At 26.1% G+C, this 19,161-nt stretch carries 25 protein-coding genes; 9 read left to right on the plus strand and 16 right to left on the minus strand.

The features are described from left to right. The 5 genes from SDAV_RS06460 to oppB are packed head-to-tail and all read right to left on the minus strand — an operon-like array spanning position 1 to position 8,402. Entirely contained in the window at positions 1 to 2,178 is a 2,178-nt protein-coding gene (locus tag SDAV_RS06460) for an ABC transporter substrate-binding protein (RefSeq protein ID WP_114564951.1), read from the minus strand. A gap of 2 nt (positions 2,179 to 2,180) precedes the next feature. Then, a complete protein-coding gene (gene oppF, locus SDAV_RS14065; protein ID WP_114564952.1) occupies positions 2,181 to 4,415 on the minus strand; it encodes an oligopeptide ABC transporter ATP-binding protein OppF in 2,235 nt (744 codons plus the stop codon). A gap of 1 nt (position 4,416) precedes the next feature. Next, complete coding sequence (gene oppD / locus SDAV_RS14070; RefSeq protein ID WP_114564953.1) at positions 4,417 to 6,120, minus strand: oligopeptide ABC transporter ATP-binding protein OppD; 1,704 nt, start codon at positions 6,118 to 6,120, stop codon at positions 4,417 to 4,419. 30 nt (positions 6,121 to 6,150) lie between these two features. Beyond that, positions 6,151 to 7,143, minus strand: a complete 993-nt coding sequence (gene oppC, locus SDAV_RS06475) for an oligopeptide ABC transporter permease OppC (protein ID WP_245938313.1) — start codon at positions 7,141 to 7,143, stop codon at positions 6,151 to 6,153. A 14-nt stretch (positions 7,144 to 7,157) separates the two neighbouring features. Beyond that, positions 7,158 to 8,402 carry an oligopeptide ABC transporter permease OppB gene (gene oppB, locus SDAV_RS06480; RefSeq protein ID WP_114564955.1) on the minus strand — a complete coding sequence of 415 codons (1,245 nt, stop codon included), beginning with the start codon at positions 8,400 to 8,402 and terminating at the stop codon, positions 7,158 to 7,160. A gap of 205 nt (positions 8,403 to 8,607) precedes the next feature. Here oppB and SDAV_RS06485 point away from each other — a divergent pair, with 205 nt between their 5' ends. Then, on the plus strand, positions 8,608 to 9,087 hold the full coding sequence (locus SDAV_RS06485; protein WP_114564956.1) for a hypothetical protein: 480 nt from the start codon (positions 8,608 to 8,610) through the stop codon (positions 9,085 to 9,087). 144 nt (positions 9,088 to 9,231) lie between these two features. On the opposite strand, the gene SDAV_RS06490 is transcribed toward SDAV_RS06485, so the two are convergent. Further along, positions 9,232 to 9,450 (minus strand): hypothetical protein, encoded by a 219-nt coding sequence (locus SDAV_RS06490; RefSeq protein ID WP_151202510.1) that lies wholly within the window; start codon positions 9,448 to 9,450, stop codon positions 9,232 to 9,234. A gap of 1,073 nt (positions 9,451 to 10,523) precedes the next feature. On the opposite strand from SDAV_RS06490, the gene SDAV_RS06505 reads away from it, so the two are divergent. The 8 genes from SDAV_RS06505 to SDAV_RS06525 are packed head-to-tail and all read left to right on the plus strand — an operon-like array spanning position 10,524 to position 12,329. Next, positions 10,524 to 10,721 (plus strand): hypothetical protein, encoded by a 198-nt coding sequence (locus SDAV_RS06505; protein WP_114564960.1) that lies wholly within the window; start codon positions 10,524 to 10,526, stop codon positions 10,719 to 10,721. After that, positions 10,715 to 10,912 carry a hypothetical protein gene (locus SDAV_RS06510; protein ID WP_114564961.1) on the plus strand — a complete coding sequence of 66 codons (198 nt, stop codon included), beginning with the start codon at positions 10,715 to 10,717 and terminating at the stop codon, positions 10,910 to 10,912. The genes SDAV_RS06505 and SDAV_RS06510 overlap by 7 nt, the downstream gene beginning before the upstream one ends. A 9-nt stretch (positions 10,913 to 10,921) precedes the next feature. Next, on the plus strand, positions 10,922 to 11,092 hold the full coding sequence (locus SDAV_RS12045) for a hypothetical protein (RefSeq protein WP_186823333.1): 171 nt from the start codon (positions 10,922 to 10,924) through the stop codon (positions 11,090 to 11,092). Positions 11,093 to 11,095: 3 nt separating this feature from the next. Next, a complete protein-coding gene (locus SDAV_RS12050) occupies positions 11,096 to 11,233 on the plus strand; it encodes a hypothetical protein (protein ID WP_186823334.1) in 138 nt (45 codons plus the stop codon). A gap of 1 nt (position 11,234) precedes the next feature. Then, on the plus strand, positions 11,235 to 11,423 hold the full coding sequence (locus SDAV_RS06515; RefSeq protein ID WP_114564962.1) for a hypothetical protein: 189 nt from the start codon (positions 11,235 to 11,237) through the stop codon (positions 11,421 to 11,423). Then, entirely contained in the window at positions 11,423 to 11,551 is a 129-nt protein-coding gene (locus SDAV_RS14075) for a hypothetical protein (RefSeq protein ID WP_281268777.1), read from the plus strand. Before SDAV_RS06515 ends, SDAV_RS14075 begins: the two co-directional genes overlap by 1 nt. After that, entirely contained in the window at positions 11,551 to 11,931 is a 381-nt protein-coding gene (locus SDAV_RS06520) for a hypothetical protein (protein WP_114564963.1), read from the plus strand. Before SDAV_RS14075 ends, SDAV_RS06520 begins: the two co-directional genes overlap by 1 nt. 59 nt (positions 11,932 to 11,990) lie before the next feature. Continuing rightward, entirely contained in the window at positions 11,991 to 12,329 is a 339-nt protein-coding gene (locus SDAV_RS06525) for a hypothetical protein (protein ID WP_114564964.1), read from the plus strand. 368 nt (positions 12,330 to 12,697) lie between these two features. On the opposite strand, the gene SDAV_RS06530 is transcribed toward SDAV_RS06525, so the two are convergent. From SDAV_RS06530 to SDAV_RS06575, 10 genes are all read right to left on the minus strand, one after another. After that, the gene (locus tag SDAV_RS06530; protein ID WP_114564965.1) at positions 12,698 to 14,473 is read right to left on the minus strand and encodes a hypothetical protein; all 1,776 of its coding nucleotides are present in this window, start codon (positions 14,471 to 14,473) and stop codon (positions 12,698 to 12,700) included. Further along, a complete protein-coding gene (locus tag SDAV_RS06535) occupies positions 14,401 to 15,027 on the minus strand; it encodes a hypothetical protein (RefSeq protein ID WP_114564966.1) in 627 nt (208 codons plus the stop codon). The genes SDAV_RS06530 and SDAV_RS06535 overlap by 73 nt, the downstream gene beginning before the upstream one ends. Beyond that, positions 14,997 to 15,347: a hypothetical protein gene (locus SDAV_RS06540; protein WP_114564967.1), complete on the minus strand. Its 351-nt coding sequence runs from the start codon at positions 15,345 to 15,347 to the stop codon at positions 14,997 to 14,999. Before SDAV_RS06540 ends, SDAV_RS06535 begins: the two co-directional genes overlap by 31 nt. Positions 15,348 to 15,372: 25 nt before the next feature. After that, on the minus strand, positions 15,373 to 15,552 hold the full coding sequence (locus tag SDAV_RS06545; protein WP_114564968.1) for a hypothetical protein: 180 nt from the start codon (positions 15,550 to 15,552) through the stop codon (positions 15,373 to 15,375). After that, complete coding sequence (locus SDAV_RS06550) at positions 15,552 to 16,685, minus strand: hypothetical protein (RefSeq protein ID WP_186823335.1); 1,134 nt, start codon at positions 16,683 to 16,685, stop codon at positions 15,552 to 15,554. The genes SDAV_RS06545 and SDAV_RS06550 overlap by 1 nt, the downstream gene beginning before the upstream one ends. Next, on the minus strand, positions 16,591 to 17,460 hold the full coding sequence (locus tag SDAV_RS06555; protein ID WP_151202511.1) for a hypothetical protein: 870 nt from the start codon (positions 17,458 to 17,460) through the stop codon (positions 16,591 to 16,593). The genes SDAV_RS06550 and SDAV_RS06555 overlap by 95 nt, the downstream gene beginning before the upstream one ends. 20 nt (positions 17,461 to 17,480) lie before the next feature. Continuing rightward, positions 17,481 to 17,639, minus strand: coding sequence for a hypothetical protein (locus tag SDAV_RS06560; protein WP_186823336.1), 159 nt, complete (start codon positions 17,637 to 17,639; stop codon positions 17,481 to 17,483). Continuing rightward, complete coding sequence (locus tag SDAV_RS06565) at positions 17,605 to 17,799, minus strand: pyridoxal-phosphate dependent enzyme (RefSeq protein WP_114564972.1); 195 nt, start codon at positions 17,797 to 17,799, stop codon at positions 17,605 to 17,607. The genes SDAV_RS06560 and SDAV_RS06565 overlap by 35 nt, the downstream gene beginning before the upstream one ends. 30 nt (positions 17,800 to 17,829) lie before the next feature. Then, the gene (locus SDAV_RS06570) at positions 17,830 to 18,078 is read right to left on the minus strand and encodes a pyridoxal-phosphate dependent enzyme (protein ID WP_334199354.1); all 249 of its coding nucleotides are present in this window, start codon (positions 18,076 to 18,078) and stop codon (positions 17,830 to 17,832) included. An 88-nt stretch (positions 18,079 to 18,166) separates the two neighbouring features. Further along, positions 18,167 to 19,144: an ABC transporter ATP-binding protein gene (locus SDAV_RS06575; protein ID WP_114564974.1), complete on the minus strand. Its 978-nt coding sequence runs from the start codon at positions 19,142 to 19,144 to the stop codon at positions 18,167 to 18,169. Positions 19,145 to 19,161: the final 17 nt, after the last annotated feature.

The raw sequence follows: 19,161 nt of genomic DNA on the forward strand, positions 1-19,161 counted from the left end.
TTAATAATCCTCCCTAAAAGCCACATAATCAGTTTGAATAATTGCTAATTGTTGTTGATAACGTTTTTCAATAATTTGTCGTTCTTGTGTCGTTAGTAAGTACGGATTTAAAACCATTCCTCAATGTTTATATTTTGAACTACCATACCCAATTGTAACTTGTGTTCGTGGTGTTACATATGAAATTCGAATTTGATATGATCCATTTGGAACATAAACTGGAATAAACATAAAATTAGTATAAATAGAATTAAATTCAACTTCGGCAAAACCTCGATAACGATCAGCTAAGCGAACGGGATCAGTAATTTCATCACTTGCCGCAACTTGGTTAGTATAATTTTTAAAAACATTATAAAAATTTTCAATTGATGTTGTATTTTTTAAAAGATTTCAATATGGATTATTCAATTGATCCTTAACTGTTTCATAGTCTGGTGCAAGGTTATTCGTTAATTTTAGGTCACTAAAAATCCGTGAAGTTCCAAAATAATATTGTAAATCACCACCTAAGGAAAAGGTATGTAAGTAAGTATATGGATCAGCATAATCTGGTGATCATCCTCCTGCTCGCATATCTCAATCGGCTTTTTTACGACGGGTTTCATATTCTGTAGCATCAACAGTAATATCTGGAATAATTTTAATTACATCATTTTCAGCGTTAAATGAGTCAATCATATTCAATAAAAATTTATTAATTGTTAATGTGTATGCTCCATTCATTAAAAAGCGAAATTCAACTTGTGAAGCACCAATATTTGTTTGTAATCAAGTGCGAATATCATTTAAAATATTATCATCATTTTTTAATAAATCTTTGTTATGATATAAAGCATCACTACCATCTTTTAATAGTTGGCTGGCAGCCATTGCATTACCATCTAAAAAATGGTTTGCATATGCTTCTTCAACATATGATGCATAATCAACATCCCCATTATAAACAAAATAACGTGCAGTATAAACATTTCGTAAAAACTTGGAAGTTTGTGAATCATCTAGGGCTTCGGAATAATATTTAACAAATTTACTACGGTCTAGTTGGGTTGCTAAATATTTTCGAACTTTATCATATTGTAACGCCTTACTTGAATTTAATGCTTGCTTAGCACGAACTGGGTTTGAATTTAAAATATCACTATTCGCATAATTATGAATAATTGTAAATGTTGTTGGATCAGGATTAATAATACTTGATGAGCCACTAAAAATTGGATTAGCAGGATTAGAACCAACATATTTCTTTCAACCATTACTATCTGTTGGTTCAACTATAAAATCATTAACATCACCTGATTCAAATAAAACACGTTCACGCGAAACATCATTATTTGCTAAATAAGTATAATTTAATTTATCAATGTATGTTAATTTGGCATGTAGATAAGCAGGGTTTTTTCGCAATAAAATTTGTGAAGTTGAACTATATTTTTCAACTAAATATGCTCCTGAATATCAAATATTTTTATAATTGGTCCCATAATTATAACCTTGTCGTAACGCCTTTTCTGGTAATGGTGCAAAAGCTAAATAAGTCATTAAAGTATCAAAATATTCTGCTGACTTTGTTAATTTAATGGTAATTTCATCATCAGCCTCATTAATTGTCATTCCTAATTTTTTTCAATTTGGATCATTATAATAATAATCTGGTTTATAATTACCTGCCTGAAAATACTCTCAAATTTCTTGTGCCCCACTAATAAAAGTTCGTCATAATCCTGATGTTGCCGATAAATTCTTTGGAAATAAAGCAAACTTAGCAGTATTAATCATATCACTAGCTTTAACTTGCCGTTGAAAATTACCTTGATAATCAAATCATTTTGCTTGTGGTGAAATTTTATATTTTCATTCACTTTGATCAGCATTAGGAATTCCAACATATTTTGATGTTTTATCTTTTTGCTCAGCAAGATCACCGAAACTACGATTATATTTATCAGTTGCTACTAATGTTCCAAGAACATCAGCTAAAATTTTATTATCATCAACTAACATTGTTGATGCACTTGACCATGATGTTAAGGGGTATTTAAAAATAGAACGAAAAACATTATCGGTAATTAAACGATTTGCTAACAAATCTAAACTAATTCCACATGAAACAACTAATGGTGTTACTGTTGTTATTGCCGTAAAACTAGCAAAAAATGCCAATTTCTTTTTAAACATCGTTACCCCTCCTTTCTGCCAACTGCCATAGCAAGTTTAGCTTTTGCTGCAGCAATTTCACGTGAATTCCCAAATAAATAGTGCCCCGTTTTAATTTCAGTAAACTCTGGTAAATCAAATAAGTAATCTCAATGTTCTTTTTCTGGTTCATAGATAAAATGAACTTTTTCTTTTTCATAATTTGGATTAGGTAACGGAATTGCTGATAATAATGCACGCGTATATGGATGTAATGGATTAGTAAATAACTCTTCAGCCTTTGCTAATTCAACAAGTTGACCATGATAAATAACAGCAATTCGGTCAGCAATAAACCGAACAACCGATAAATCATGGGCAACAAAAATATAAGTTAAATTATATTGTTGTTGAAATTTTTTTAATAAGTTTAAAACTTGGGCTCTAATTGAAACATCTAATGCTGAAATTGGTTCATCAGCAATAATAAATTGTGGTTTCATAATTAATGCCCGAGCAATACCAATTCGTTGTCGTTGTCCTCCTGAAAATTCATGTGAATAACGTGATAAATGTTCTGGTAATAATCCAACCTCTTTTAAAATGTTTAAAATTAAGAAATGTTTAACATCACGATCTTTAATTTGCTCTAACTTTAATGGTTTTTCATTTTTTCCTAAATTATTATTATAATAAGTTAAATATAACTGGCGAGCAGTATCATTTTGATATAATTCAGGAAAATTTGTTAACCCTTCTCCAATAATTTCTTCAACTGAAATTCGATCGTTTAATGACGAAGATGGATCTTGAAAAATCATTTGAATTTTTTTCTTTTGTAAACGATTTTCTCGCCTTGTGGGTAATTTAAACAATTCCGCATTTTTAACAATTTCATCAATTAATGGTAAATCTAATAAATCTAATAAACGATTAGAAGCAATAATGTCCGATTCTGAAGTTTTATACTTCTTACCTACTCATTGATAATATAATTTAATTGTTGTTTGATCACGAAAAACCCCATGTCGTGCTAAATATGATAAATCAGCAAGCATCATTTGTTGCTGTTCTAATGTTGCACTTTTCTTAATCAAAATCATTAATCCTTCTTTTCATTCATTATTTGGTAATGCTGCTAAACTTGTTTTCAAATTAGACGTGGTTGCTAATTCATTTAATGTCTTTGCCATATCTGTTGTTGCAATTTTTATCATTAAAGCACTGGTTTGATATGCTTGATGTAAGGCAATAATTGCTTGTGGATTTGTTTGCGATTCTAATTCCAATTTTTGTAATTCCTGTAAATATGCCTTTTCAAAATCATTTTTAAAAACATTAAAACTTTTATTATAACTTAAAATATATTTTTTTCGTTTTCCCTTCGGAACAAAAAGAATAAAAACTGCCCGTTGATTTTTATGTAAAAAATGAATTTCATTTAACAATTTAGTATGAATTGATAATAAATTTGCTAATTGTTCAAAAGAAGCATCATAATATTTTTGTGCTTGTTCTAATACAAGGTTTTCTTTTAGAGCATTACGATTTTCTTCTAATTTTAAAAGAACTTTATAAATTTGATTCCCTAATAAAATATTTCCTTCAATAATTTCAATATTTCCGCTGACACGACCTTTGATTTCTTCTTCTAGGGCAAGAGATAATGATGGAATTGATTTATGCAAATTATCCATAAAACTAAAAATTCGTTGATAAGCTTTTAACATATCTTTTAATAAAATTAAATTATGTTCATACATTTCTTTTACTAATGTAAAATGATTGTTACTATGATTAAAATTTAGTAAATCAACTTTCTTTAATTCAAGGTCAGTTGTTATTAAATATTGCTTATTTGTATAGGGTATTAATTCTTTCGTATTAACAACATATTTTTTATTTTCAAAATAACGATAATAACTAATTTTTAAATTATTAATATAGTTACTTAAATTTTTATTTAATAACATATTATTATTTCGTAATAATCGCAATTTTTCATTAATATCTAAATTAATTTTATATAATTGTGGTGGTTTTCCCCGAATCAAATGCTTATCCATATAAATGGTTCCATCTTTAATTGGTTGCACACCAGCAATGGCACGGCCAATCGTTGTTTTACCACTTCCCGACTCACCAACAATACTAAAAATTTCTCCACGGTAAATATCAAAACTTGCCCTTTTAACTGCATTTATTTTTTTATTTTGTTGGCGAAATTGAATTAACAAATCGCGAACCATAATAAACTGTTCTTGTTCGTTTTTGTTCATCTTAATCACCTACCTTTGTATCATTTTTAATTTGTTCTAACTGTTGTAATTGCTTTGGTTTTGTTACTTTTGCAGCTCGTGGATCTAATAGTCATGTTTTTGCATAATGTGTTTCACTTACTTTAAACATTGGTGGTTCTAATAAATAATCAATTTTCATCGCATGTTGATTACGAGGAGCAAATGGATCTCCATATACTTTTGCATATAATGATGGTGGTGAACCAGAAATTGAATAAAGGTCTTCCCCTTTTTGACCAAATTGTGGTAAAGAAGATAATAACGCTCAAGTATAAGGGTGTTTTGGATCAAAAAAGATATCATTCACTGTTCCATACTCAATAATCTGACCAGCATACATTACAGCAACCCGATCAGCAATATTTGCAACAACGCCTAAATCATGGGTAATAAAAATAACAGTAAATTTATATTCTTTTTGTAATGATTTAATTAAATCCAGAATTTGTGCTTGAATTGTAACATCTAAGGCTGTCGTTGGTTCATCACAAATTAAAACTTTTGGTTGACAAGCTAAAGCAATTGCAATAACTACCCGTTGGCGCATTCCACCCGAATACATTCCTGGGATATCATGATAACGCTTTTTAGCCTTTGGAATTCCAACTTTTTCTAGTAATTCAATTGCTGTTTTTTTTGCCATTGCTCGTGACATTTTACTATGTTTTCGTAATACTTCTGAAATTTGAAAGCCAACTGATAATAATGGATTTAACGATGTCATTGGATCTTGGAAAATTGTTGCTATTGTTGGACCACGTAATTTACTAATTTGTTTTGCCGCTTTTAATTTATTGATAAATTCAAAATTTTTAATTAAATTTCATTCTTCATATACATTAGCAAAATTATCAGCATCCAATGGTTTTCCACTCGCCATTAACTGATTTAATTTGTTAATCCGATAGCGAATCCCATCGGTATAAGTTTTTTTACTAAAATAAGTTTGAATTTTACTAAATTCTGTTGGCAAAGGAATAATTTTTTGCTCAAAATAATTTTTTAAAAACTGAATATTTTTCCCTAATAATCGTTTTTCACTTCAAGTTAATTTTTTAATTTTGTCAATTTCATTCTTATAACCAACAATTCGATTTTGTAAAAATTCAATCTTTTTTTGTTTTAATTCAGGATTTAACAACATCTCTTGTTGATTTTTATATTCCTTTAATTGTGCATTAAGTTTTACTATTTTATTATTAATTAGGTTTGAATAACTAAAACTAATTTGTTTTTTTAACACTTCAATTTTATTTTGTAAATCAATAATTGCTGTTTGCAAATTAGTTAATTCCAAATTATTAATCATTTTTATTTTTTGTGTTGTTCTAATAATTTGTTTTTTATTATACTTAATAATATTTTTTTGTAAGTTATTATCTAATAAAATTTTATGGAAATCAACTAAATGAACTGGTTTTCGAAAATACGCTAAATCATCCGCTAAAATATTTTTTGAAGGCGAATAAACAATTGAACCATTACTAATTCAGCCATTACTTTCTAACATATTAGTAAATGTTTTCGTCATAACTGACTTACCACTCCCCGACTCACCAACAATTGCTAATGTTTCACCATCATAAATATCAAAAGAAATATTTCGAATAGCAGTTAAAACATTGGCACGAGTTTTAAATTTTATTATTAATTTTTTAATTGAAATAACAATTTCTTTTTCCATAAAGCAATATCTCCTTTTAATACTTTATTTTTATTTATAATGGTTTTTGGGGTCTAATGAGTCAGCAAATACTTTTCCGAATAAGAAAAATAAAACCGATGTTCCAGCAATAAAACAAATAGGAATAATTAATAAATGTGGATAATCTTGTCACTTACTAGATGCTAATACTTCATTTAAAATAAATCCTAATGTTGTATTTTCACGTCCTTGGACAAAACCAAAGTTAAAGTAATTTAATGTTGAATCAATTGCAATAGCCATTGGTACAGCAAAGGATGCTGTTTGAATAATTAATGGTAAAATTCGTGGCATAATATTTTTTGTCACAATTTTTGGCCCAGATGTTCCTAACATTTTTGAAGCAAGATTATATTCGGTATTTCGGACTAAAATAATTTGGACTCGGATAACCTCTGCCAAAGTAATTCAACTAGTAAGTGATACGGCAAAAATAATCACGGGCATTGTTTTACCTAAAGCAAAAATAATAATTAATCATAAAATTAGTGTTGGTACTAAATTTAAAAATCGTGTAATTTCAATAAATAAAATATCAAATTTTTTATAAAATCCTCAAATTGAACCAACAATAACACCAATTAAAATTTGAATTAAGGCAATTATTAATGTAAATAATAAGGTTGTTCGCATTCCAATTCAAATTTTATCTCAATAATTCTCACCATTCATCCCCACCCCAAATAAATAAGTTGCATTTGGAGCTAAAGGTTGTTGATAATTAGGAATTGGTAAATCAGCAGGTAATGGGTTCGCAACTTTACCAATTGGGACAATCGATGTTAATAAGATAATTGCAAGTAATAATAATAAACAAACAATAAAAGTTTTTTTAGTAATTAAAATTTGACCAACTACTTTTCAATAACGATATGATTTCGTTGAAATTCGTTCATTCTCTTCTAGTTGAGGACCAACAATTTCAAATAAACTTGGATCTAAATTATTAATATCATAACTTTGAAAATCAAGTAACTCTTCTTCTGTAACTCTTCGCATCATCTTTTCTCCTCTCTTTATTTTGTTAATTTTACTCGTGGATCTAATATCGCCATCATAATATCGGCTATTAAACTAGTAACAATTCCAGCCGTTGCTGTTAATAGAATATATCCCATGACAACAAAGGAATCCTTGTTTCCAACACCCGAGACAATAAATTTACTCATCCCCGGAATTGCTCAATTTTGTTCAGCAAAGATACTTGCTCCAAAAATTGTTGTTACAAAAGCTGCTGGTAATAAACGAAAAATTCGAATCCCCGCATTACGGAAAATATGAATATAGAAAATATAACGATTAGTCATTCCTTTTGATAGGGCAAACTTAGTATAATCAGCAGTCATTTCATCAATAACATATCGTCTTGTATTAATAACAATTGGTGGTGTTATCATTAAAAAAATTGCAAATACTGGTCAAAATTTAGTATCAAAAGTTCCCGAACTAAATAAACCATGAGCATAAAAAACATTAATTGAAATTAAATAAATCCCTACGACTAAAACAACCGGTGGAATTGCTAAAAAAATAATTGACCCAGCATTAATGGTATTATCAACACCACGTTCTTTATTTTTTGCCGCATTGATTCCTAATGACGCACCAATTAAATAAGCTAATAACACTGCAACTGACCCAAAACCAAATGAATACGGAATTGCTCGTGCAAAGATATCTGACACTAATTCTCCTGGTTGTGCTACTGCTGTTGAAAAAACAACTCCTAAGTAAAATCATGTTGTAACTTTTTCACCAACTAATTCACCAGTTATTGTATCAAAAGCACTATTAATAATTATTGTTTTTTTAATAAAAGGCATAATATTTCGTAAATATGTTCCTAATTGACTTCAAATTGAGCCATATACTCCAAAAATTTTCATTCTTTGCTCCAATAAAGCATTATATTCTGGTGTACCTGGTAAAATATTTAATTTATCAATATCAATGTCTTTAATATAAATATCATCGGGAGTTACTAATCGCAATAAAATAAAAATTACACAAATTGCTAGTAATAAAGTAATAATTGCAAAAAAGATTCTTTTTAATGAATAACCTATTAATGGAAAACGATCAAAAAAATCCCGACGGTGATGATTAAAAATTGCCATTTTATATTTCATTTCAGTAAAAAGTGATGTTCGTTTATTTGCTTGTTGATAATCTAAATCAACATTAACAAACTTATTATCATATTCTTTACTAATATCAAAATTGGTTTTAGAAATATCTTTCTCTTTTTTAATATTTTTCATATATTTTTTCCCTCCCTAGTTCTAACGAAAAATAAAATGTCCCTTTTATCAAATTTTAATAAAATAATGTACTTAAAATAACTTATTCAAAATAATGTACTTGATACAAAATATAATTTTATATTATGTAATTATATTTTACTTTTTGTAAAAATACAATATAATTTAATAATAAATTTAAAAAAATATTAATGTGAGGGAAATAATGGCAAAAAAGAAAAATATTTTTAAAGAATTACATCAATTAAAACGTGAAGAAAAAGAAATTCATGAAAAAGAAGTTAAAGAAATTGTTGAAGAAACATACCATAATCAAACAATAAAATTAGAAACTTATCAAAAACTAAAAAAAATTACTTGATACCATTATTTAATTTCTATTTTAACTAGTACATTTTTACTTGGAATTAGTTTTTTATTAGGAATTTTTGCCTTTAAAGATATCAAAAAAACAGAATGAATTGTTGTTAGCTTCTTTGTTTTAATTTTATTAATCTGATTAATTTTAGGCTTATATAAAAATAAGCAAACCGCAGTTTACTTTAATGATCATCGTCGCCGTTACCAATCCACTTTAACTGACGAAGAAGCAATAATTAAAAAAACACGAAAAATATTATTAATCATTGCTGGAATATTATTAATTTCTTCAGTAATTATCTTTTTTACATTTATTTTTATATAAATTAACCAACCTTAAATTCTAGCATCTGTAAAAATACAAAGTCACTATCATTAATAACTTGTTTAGTGCTAGGTCTAATAAAGAAACTATAAAAATTTATCTCATAAAAGGGAAAAAATGTTTTTAGTCATGGTCTAAATACTTCTACAGCAAAAAACCTTGCTTTTTGATTAAATTAATTTTATATTTTTGATTCCGGTGGTTATTTAGGTATATCTTGAACTTAGAATTTAAATCTCATTTATATTTTTCTTTAAAAAAATTAAAAATGGGTCTAAAAATTGGCGTAAAATCCTTTGTTTCTTCTTTTTGTTCTCAAACACTAGCACTTTTAACTAATGCATAAAACTCATTTTGCCGCATCTTAAAAACCAAACGATAATTATTCTTCCATGTTTCTAATTTATAATAATGTCAAAAAATCTATTACTATTTCCGCAAATTCCTGTAAATCTAAATCAACTTTCTCTTTCCTAACTAAAACCCTAATTTTTGTTTTAAAAAATATTGCACTATTTGGTTTTGGAAATGGTAAATTTTCAATTCTACTTTGGTTTAGAATAAAATTGTATAGAATTCTCCTTATATAATAATAATCACCATGTGTTGACATATTTTTTTATAAAATTTTAAAAAGTTTTCTACTGTCAATTTTTTCTCAGGATACCCCTCTCCCGCTCAAACCAACACAGAGCCACTTTCATATAAGAGACTCGTAATATCAAAGAATTTATTATTCACATTAGTTGTAAGGGTTAAGTGAACATTATCATAAAATTTAATTTCTTCCTTTTTTAGTTTTTCTTTAATAAATGACCAAACTAAGAAATCTGGGTTAATATCGTTAAAAAACAAGTCTTCCGTACAAATAATTTTATAAAAAAGGCATCCTGTACGATGAACCCGTAAAAAGCAACTCTTGTTAGAGTTGTTTTTTATTTGAAAAACAACTTTTGAAAAACAACTTAATAGCAGAGTGGGACATTTATTTAAAATAACTAAGTGTTTTTTTCCACATAGGCGGCCTAGCCCAGCGGTAATCAGTCCGGAAATAATAGACGCAATAAATTGCGATAGTCGTGATAAGTCCAAGGCTAATATCGAACGACAATAAAAATTGAGATAGTGACTTAAATAATTAAATTTGCGATTAGCATTAGGTCCTTCAAGGTGCGAGTGAATTTATTTTAAAAACTGAACGCTTTGACCTGAAATGGTGCGGATGAAGGAAGACATATATATGTCTGGTGTCTAATTTAAAAATATAGTTGCAGATTTTTAATTAGAAGGTAAATATGAAAAAGAAATATTGTCTTAAAAAAGATATTGAGGTTATTGTTTTAAATGTAATAAACAAAAGCAATATATTATTAAACACAATGAAATTACTGATGAACATTGAGCATTAGGTAAAAAGAATTAGGATTAAAAAATCTATGAAATGTCAAAGAATTAATTGTAATAATAAAAATGCTTATTTTGGAAATAATTATATTGAAAAAATTGGTGATAAATTAGAGTGAAATTTAGGTTATAAAAAAGAAATTATATTATGTGAAGAACATTGATTACAAACTTATCAATTAGAAAATTTAATTATAAATAAAAAAAATAGGGGAAATATAAAATGTTAAAAAATGAAATTAATTATAAAAATGCTTGATTAACATTTATTGGTATTAATTGAAAAAAATGTAAAGATAAAAAATATAAATGTTATTGAAAAGATAATTCTATTGAAATATTTACATTATCAGAATTATATTTTAATTTTAAAAATACAAGTAAATTAAATAATTTATTACGAGTAAAAATGATTAAGTAGGATTAAATTATGACTAAAAAATACTTATTAATTATGAAAAGTGATTTTTCAAATGATATTTTAACTAAATCATTTTATACATTAGAAGAAGTAAAAATTACAGCGGGAGAAAACTCTTCTTTTAAAACAACCATTATTGATTTAGAAAATGAAAATATTAAATGAAAAGGATGTGAATAATATATGTGAAAAGATGAAAATGGCAAAGTTTACACAGAAGAAGATTTATTTAATGAAGCATTAGAAGAATGTCATTCAGAAGAAAGTGCTTATGACTATATTGATACTTTAATTGCAAAAAAGAATTTGGAGGAATTATAAAATGAAAACATTACAAGATTTAATTAAAGATTTAACAGGAGTTACTGTTGAACAAAATAAAATAAATAATTATTTAAGCAGAAAATTTTTAGATTTACAAGATGCTGATTTACGAGGTGCTGATTTAAAAAATATTGAAATCACTAAAAAACAATTAGACCAATTAATTGTTATTGAGGATAATGAATAATGAATATAACAGAATGAATTAAATATGAAAAGTTAGAAAAAGAAAATGAAGCACTTAAAAAAGAACTTGCTGAGTTAAAACAACAACAATTATATTATGACAAATTACCTAGTAACGATGTGAAATAATGAGTGATATTGTAAAAAATAGAGTAAATAATATTACATTTCAATTTCCTTTAAAAGGAGATGATTTTAAAAATGAAAGTATTTTATCATATAATGTTCAAAAATTTAAAGAAGAAAATAAACAAGAATTAACTGAGTATATTTTTAGACATATTAATCATTATGCATTAAATGGTTATCAAGATGTGCATTTAAAAGATATTCCAAGTGCTATTACTAAAAATAATTTTGTTTTTAAAGAATGATTAGAACCTGTTCAAAAATTATTAGATGAACATAATAGAATTGGTAAAATAATTACTAATTATAGGAATTATACAGAGTTGAAATTAATAATAATTTGACACAAGTTCGTAAACAAAAACAACAAGAGTTTTTAAAAGAACAAGAATTAAAAAAACAATAATTAATTGAAAAAGCAAATAATTTAACACCTGAGATGGGATTAGATATAGATCAAATACAAGATGAACAAGTTCGTGTTATGGAAAAAGTAGCTAAAATTGATAAATCATTAGAACCAAAACAATTAAAAAAAGTTGGTATTAATTTAATAAAAGAAAAATTATTAATAAAAGATATTGAAATATTAGGTATTGATGATGAATTTTTAGAAAATGCTAATCAATATGAATTAAAGCAATTAATTAAATATTTAATTGTTGATGAAAAGTTAGTTAAAAATACAATTAAAGCACAATTAGATACAAATACTGATAATAAAGTAGTTGTTGTGGTGAAGATCCAAAATGTTAAAATAAAATTATTGGTAATTTAAAAGTAATTTGTTCTTCAAATAAACCATTTCATAATGATGATAATAAATGATATTTTGTTATTGTAAAAGGAGATAACACTGATTGAAATATTATTAAATTCCAAAATAACAATAAAACAAAAAGTATATATAATTCAAATAATTATGAAATTGATTTAGCCAAAGGAAGCAAAAATTATTCAGGTTTAGTTATTTTTATTAAAAAAGATGATAAAAAATTCCCTCATACATGAGGACAAGATAACGGTAAATATTTTAAAAATGTTTATCAATGATTAGGTCAAAATGAACCTACAAATAATGAAATACCAAAAATAGATGAAAATGGTAATATTATTGTTTAAAATTATAAAAATAGGGATAAAAACCTATTTTTGTTTTAAATTAATATTAGCAGAGGAAGTGGTTTTTATTAAAAAGTGAGCACTTAATTTTCTATTGGCTGGAAATGCTAATTTTCCTTTTATAAATAATTCATAATTAACTTTCATTTTTAATTTAACACCCTCATTGTAAAATATAATTTGTGTTTTAAAATGATAACCATCATCATATTGTCTAAATGGATATTGATATTCTTCTAAATTATTAAAGAAAGTATATCCACTTTCATTAATATTTTCAATTTTAATATTAGTTTTTGTTTCTAATCTTTTTGTTCAATTAAATTCTGGATCAATACTATTTGCTTCAAAGGTTATATTTCCATCATTTTCAAATGTAAAACTATCGTAATTATTTTGAACTTGTTTTCATTCAGTTGCTCCAAAAATTCCAAAATCAAATAACATTATATCTTGTAAATAATTTTTTTGGTCTTTTGTGCCACCTTGACCATTGTCTTGAGCGGAAACATCTAATTTACTATCTGCTTTACTAAAATTAATTTGTACTGGATAGAAATTAATACTTGGTGGTGGGTCTGGTAATTTAACAGGTCATTCATGTACCATATCATCATCAATATATTGGTCTAAATAACTAAGTGAATAAAGAGTTAATCAATCTCGAACTGAATTATTATATAAACTTGTAGTTTGTAAACTAACAAAATAACTCATAATTGAATATGGGTCATATATATCAATATCATCATAAAACATATAAATACGACAGGCAGTTTTCCCTAAATTATAAAACCCAACTGCATCAATAATATATCGCCCACTTCCAACAATATCAGTTAATAGATTATTACTTTCCATTGTAGGTAATGATACACTTTCTTCATTAATTAAATAAACACTATCTTCACTATTAAATGCTTGGGGGATCATAACACTACTAATTTTATAATATTTTCCATATTCTTTTTTAGTTTTTTTAGATCAACATGATGCTATTATTTTATCTGTTAATGTAAATGCTCAACTTGTATTACTTGCACTAGCACCAATAATATCATTTACCTCATCTTGAGTATTATATCTAAATGCATCTAAGGGGATATTACCTTGATTTTTTGCTTGTGTACCACCACTTCCAACAATAGGTCAATAACTTTCATCATAAAAAGTATAATTTGCTTTTCCAATAAATAAAGGAATACCATTATTAATATTTGGATATAAATTATTAGTATTTTTATTTATTTCTTTTCAATAAATCGGAATTCCTAAACTTATTGCATTTAAGAATTTACCAACAATCGGAATATCTCTCTGAGTTCATGCAATACTTTCTGTTACATCTATTGGTAAACTAATAATATGATTAACCATAATACTAAATAAATTTAACATATCTTTTAATTGCCCACGATTTTTACTTGGATTAATTTTATTATGTCCAATATCAAAATTATATTTAAAATAACCATTTGCTCTAACATCATAATCACGATTAATAACACCATTATCTTTATAATTTAAAGCAACATCTTTAATTGTTAAATTATTTGGGTTAGTTGCTTGGGTTAATTTTCTATCTGTATTCAAATAAACCTCATAATTCTTTTTAATTTCTTGGTTAGATTGACCTTGTTTTCTTTTTAATCAATTATCATATTGACCATTAATAGCCGGTATACCATTTGTTAATAAATAAGTAGTTAATGGTTTTGATGATTTTGTTAAACTATCAGCAACTGGATTTTTAAATCATCAATAAATAATCTTCTTTGAGGATATACTTTTTCATTTCATTTCCCTAAATTTTCAATAGGGCGACCAAAAATAATTGGTGCAGTAAAACCATTATTACCTAATAATGTTAATTGAATACTTTTAATACCATTATCACCAGTAAATTTCTCATTAATTTCATAATCTTTTGGAATACCTAAATTATCTCATATTATTTTAGGTATTACATAACCCTCACCTGGTGCTGAAAATTGTACGAATTGCTGAATAGTTTGTCCAGTAGTATTAATATAATCTTTAACATAACTAAAAGTAATAACTCAATATACTAATTCATTTAAATCATTATATTTTGGTTGAGCATTTGAAATAAACATTAATAAATTATCATCAACATCTTCTTTATCAGATTGTAAAGGAACTAAATAAAATCTTAAAAAATCTTCTCTTTGAAAATTATAAGTAGTTTCAATCGTAATTGTACGATCAAGATATCAAACATTATATTCACCAAAATATTCTTCACCACCTAATTTAGAAAATTCAACAGTATCATTAATATTAACAATAATAGCAAAATTATCTAATGCTTTATCAATTTTTTGTAAATTCATAACATAAACATTAAAACCATTTTCATTATTAATTTTTTCTCAAATATCATTAACTGGATAATTATTATCAGGATTATCTTTATTAATAAAAACTTGTTTTGTTGCATCTCATAAATAAGTTTTTTCGGTACTAGTAATAATAAATAACTAACTTTATCCGTTAAACTATTTTTAAATTCATTAATAGAATAAGTAAATCAATCTTTATTATTTTGGAAAAAATCATAATTTCAAATATCAGGTATAGCACGAGATCTAATTTTAATAGCATTTTTTCATTGTGCAATAATTCCTTCTTTCCCATTAAATATTTGTGACATTTGTGTAAAGTTTTGTGGTACTCCATTACTTAGGTTGAAAACCTTTATCAGTAATATTTACTAAACCAGTTTTAATAATAAATGGAAAAAAGAAATAATTACTTTTAATATCAATATCTAATTTAGTTAAATCAGATCTAACACTATTATCCATTATTCTTTCATTTAAGTTTTTAAAAATACTATTAATATTAGGTACTTGCATTATTGTATATCTCCTTTAATATCTTCTTCTCTTGTTTGATTATCATCAATATAACTCATTTCTTGATCTAATTGTTCTTTTTGTTCTTTTTTAATTTCTTCATACATCATTCGTGCTTTTTTATTTGTTACTTTTTCTTGTTTATGAATTACTCTAACATGAGTAATAGTTCCATTATTTATTTGTCTATCAATTACCTCAGATTGAGTAATTTCATTAACTATTGATATATCTATAAATTCTAAGGTATAAGGTCTAAAATTATCATTATTCTGACTGTTATCATCTAAACTATCTCATTTTTTATAATGCTTAAATATATAATCAAATAAGCGATATAATTTAGGAAATCGTAAAGATCTTTTTTGTAAAGTAGTATAAATATCTAATTTATTATTCATTAATAACTCTGTTTTATTTGTATAATTATTACCTGAAAAATTATCATATTCATAACCTGCACCATTAAATATCATTTTCATAGAATAATCACTATCAATAGTTATTTCAGTATAATTTTGTTGAGCATGAATTAAACCAACACCAGTAGTACCAGTCATAGCATGTTGTTGAACTGTACTAGTAATTAAAGCATCTGCCTGTAATAATTCTTCATCACCATTACCATTATTACCAAGTGGAGAACTATTTTTTTGTCCTACAAAATGAGTACGATTTATAATTCTTTCAATTCTTTTATAATAAATATTATCTTGTACATCTTTAATTAAATTAAATACAGGTAAACAATCTGGCACAGCATCTGTGGTTGTTTTTGTACCATTAACTAATTTAGGTAAATTTGTAAATTCAACAATAGGCAATATATCTATTCCAGTATCATATTCCATTATAGATACTGGTCTTAATTTACTTTCTAATTCTCCATAAGTTTGTCAAATACCAATTTCTAAATCTTTTGCAGTATAATAAGTTATTTTTGCTTTTCTTGGATAAAATTGTACTTTTTGATATCACATATAATCAGATTGAGCAGGTAATATTCACATTTCTGCATATTGTTCTATTTCTGAATATTTAGCAATACGAACACTTGAACCAATAGGTGCAACATCAATAGTTAAATCATCAGTTTCTGTTTTTAATAAATACATTACTAGTAGCATTAACACCAATTAAAGCACCAATTTTATCATTACCTTGTTCTCTAAATATTTCAAAAGGTAAATAACCAGCAGTAGCAGACTTATCACCTCAAAAGGCATCATTATAAAAACTATAAACATTAGCACTCATAAACCCATTAAGTCATGGAAAATTAGGTCATTTATCATCTTGTGTAATTGTTAAATTACCAATTCAGTCCCATGGAATACCAAACGAAACAAAATTTAAAAACTTTCCAATAGCAGGTATCGTAAAAGGATTAAATACTAATTTTTGTGTATAGTTTAATGGTAATGTAGTAATTTGGCGATTAATAAAATTATTCATATTTAAAATATCTCAAATATTACATAAACCCATTTTATTATATTCAATTTGAACTTGACCAATAGTATTACCAAATTCATCTTTTCTTCTAAAATAAGATGATGCTTGGGTACTAATAATATTATTAATAGTTCCACTATTTACTTTTACTTTATTTGGTGGTGTTATTTTTCAACTTTTAGACCAATAAGGTTTAGAATTTGCCCCCTCTTCACTAATAGTTGTTCCAACAGTTGGATTAGTAGCTGTTGATGTTGTTTTATCTGTTATTATCATTATCATACCTTCATTATTTTTTTCAATTCAAAAATCAGACATTGATTGAATATGTTCTTTTCAATCTTTATAACCAGTAATAATTGTTGGTTGAATCCCCTGAATATCATATCAACTTACTTCTGGTGAAGCATAAGTATTTATTTTATCAGGAGGAGCAGGATACATATTATACATTAATAAATCTCTTGAATTCATTACTTTTTTATTAAATTGACCTTTAATAATTTACCTTGAACAGAAAATGGTTTATTCATTTTTCGTGCTTCATAATAACTTGGAACATTTTGGGTTTGTACTCCAATTAATTTACACTTTGGATTAACTGCTTTGATATAAGTGGCAATCCCTGACAAAATGCCCCCCGCCAATTGGAACAAGAACATAATCAAAATCTTGTAATTCTTCTAAAATTTCAATTGCAATTGTCCCTTGGCCACTAATAACATCAAGGTCATTAAATGCATGACCAAAAACTTTTGGTGCTGTTTGCGGCATCACGATTGTTGCTGGCACTTTTAATAAATTAGCTGCAAAGCTAACCCCCTATGAATGATTCCCAGCACTTGCTGCTACTCCTTTTGCAATTATTTCATGTTTTAGTTCCATCATTTTTGCTAACGACCCACGTAGTTTAAATGAACCGGCACGTTGTAAGTTTTCTAATTTTAGATATACTTCATTGCCCATAATTTGACTTAATTTTGTTGCAAAAATCAATGGTGTTTTAATAATGCGGCTTTCATTTTTTTCTATTGGACCTAATTTAATTATAATAATAAAAAAATACTTTAATGCCCATTAAAATATTTTTAAAGATTACTTTTTTTAATTTTGTTACATAATTACATTTAAAATTTATGCTGGTTAATTAACCTTGTTGCTATTTCTTCAACTGTTTATTTCGTAATTTACGATTAGTAGTCATATTAGGAGGTAGCGTAATATTTAATTTTTGTAATAGAAAATCAAATGAAAATTCAACTTCACTAATTTTAGCAATTTTAATTTGTTTTTTTAATGCATATTGAGTAACATAATATAAATGTAATGGTGAATTTAAAACAAAATTTAACGAATTATTTGCTCGATCATATCAGTTTAATACTCGGTTTGAATTAAAATAACGAATCATTGCTTGGGGATTATTAGTCACTAGATAATAACTATTTTTAATATTAAAGGCAGCTAATTGCCCCGTATAAATTTGCGTTCCATTCATTACCATTGTAAATTCATCAATATAGTCTTTAATTTCATCTAGTAAATGGGATGAAAAAAAGACAGTTTTACCGCGAAGTGTTAATTGTTTTAAGTAAAAAATAATTTTTTTTCGATTATTAATATCTAATCCCGCTTCTGGTTCATCTAAAATTAAAATTTCAGGATCATGAATAATACCTTGAATAATCATTACTCTTTTTTTCATTCCTGATGAAAATGAATTAACATCTTTATCGCGGTGTTCTCAAATTTCTAATGATTTCATTAAATATTCAATGCGGTCACGAAGATATTTCCCTCGTAAACCATTTGTTTTTCCTAAATATTTTAAAAAATTATAAGAACTAATATTTTCAGGAAAAGTAACAAACTCAGGAACATAACCAATCATTTTTTTCATACTAATTTTTGTTGCTTTTTTACCAAAAATTGTAATATCACCATTAAACCCCTTTAAACCACCAATTAAAGATTTAATGAAAACTGTTTTTCCACTTCCAGAAGCACCTAAAATGGCATGTAATTTTCCACGACTAACATTAAAATTAAATGGACCAACAATACTATTTTTAAACTTTTTGCTAAAATTACGCGAAGCAATTGCCACATCGCTAAGTACTAATGCATTATTATTCATGTTTTAACATCTCCTTT

Source organism: Spiroplasma phoeniceum P40 (assembly GCF_003339775.1).
GTDB lineage: Bacteria > Bacillota_I > Bacilli_A > Mycoplasmatales > Mycoplasmataceae > Spiroplasma > Spiroplasma phoeniceum.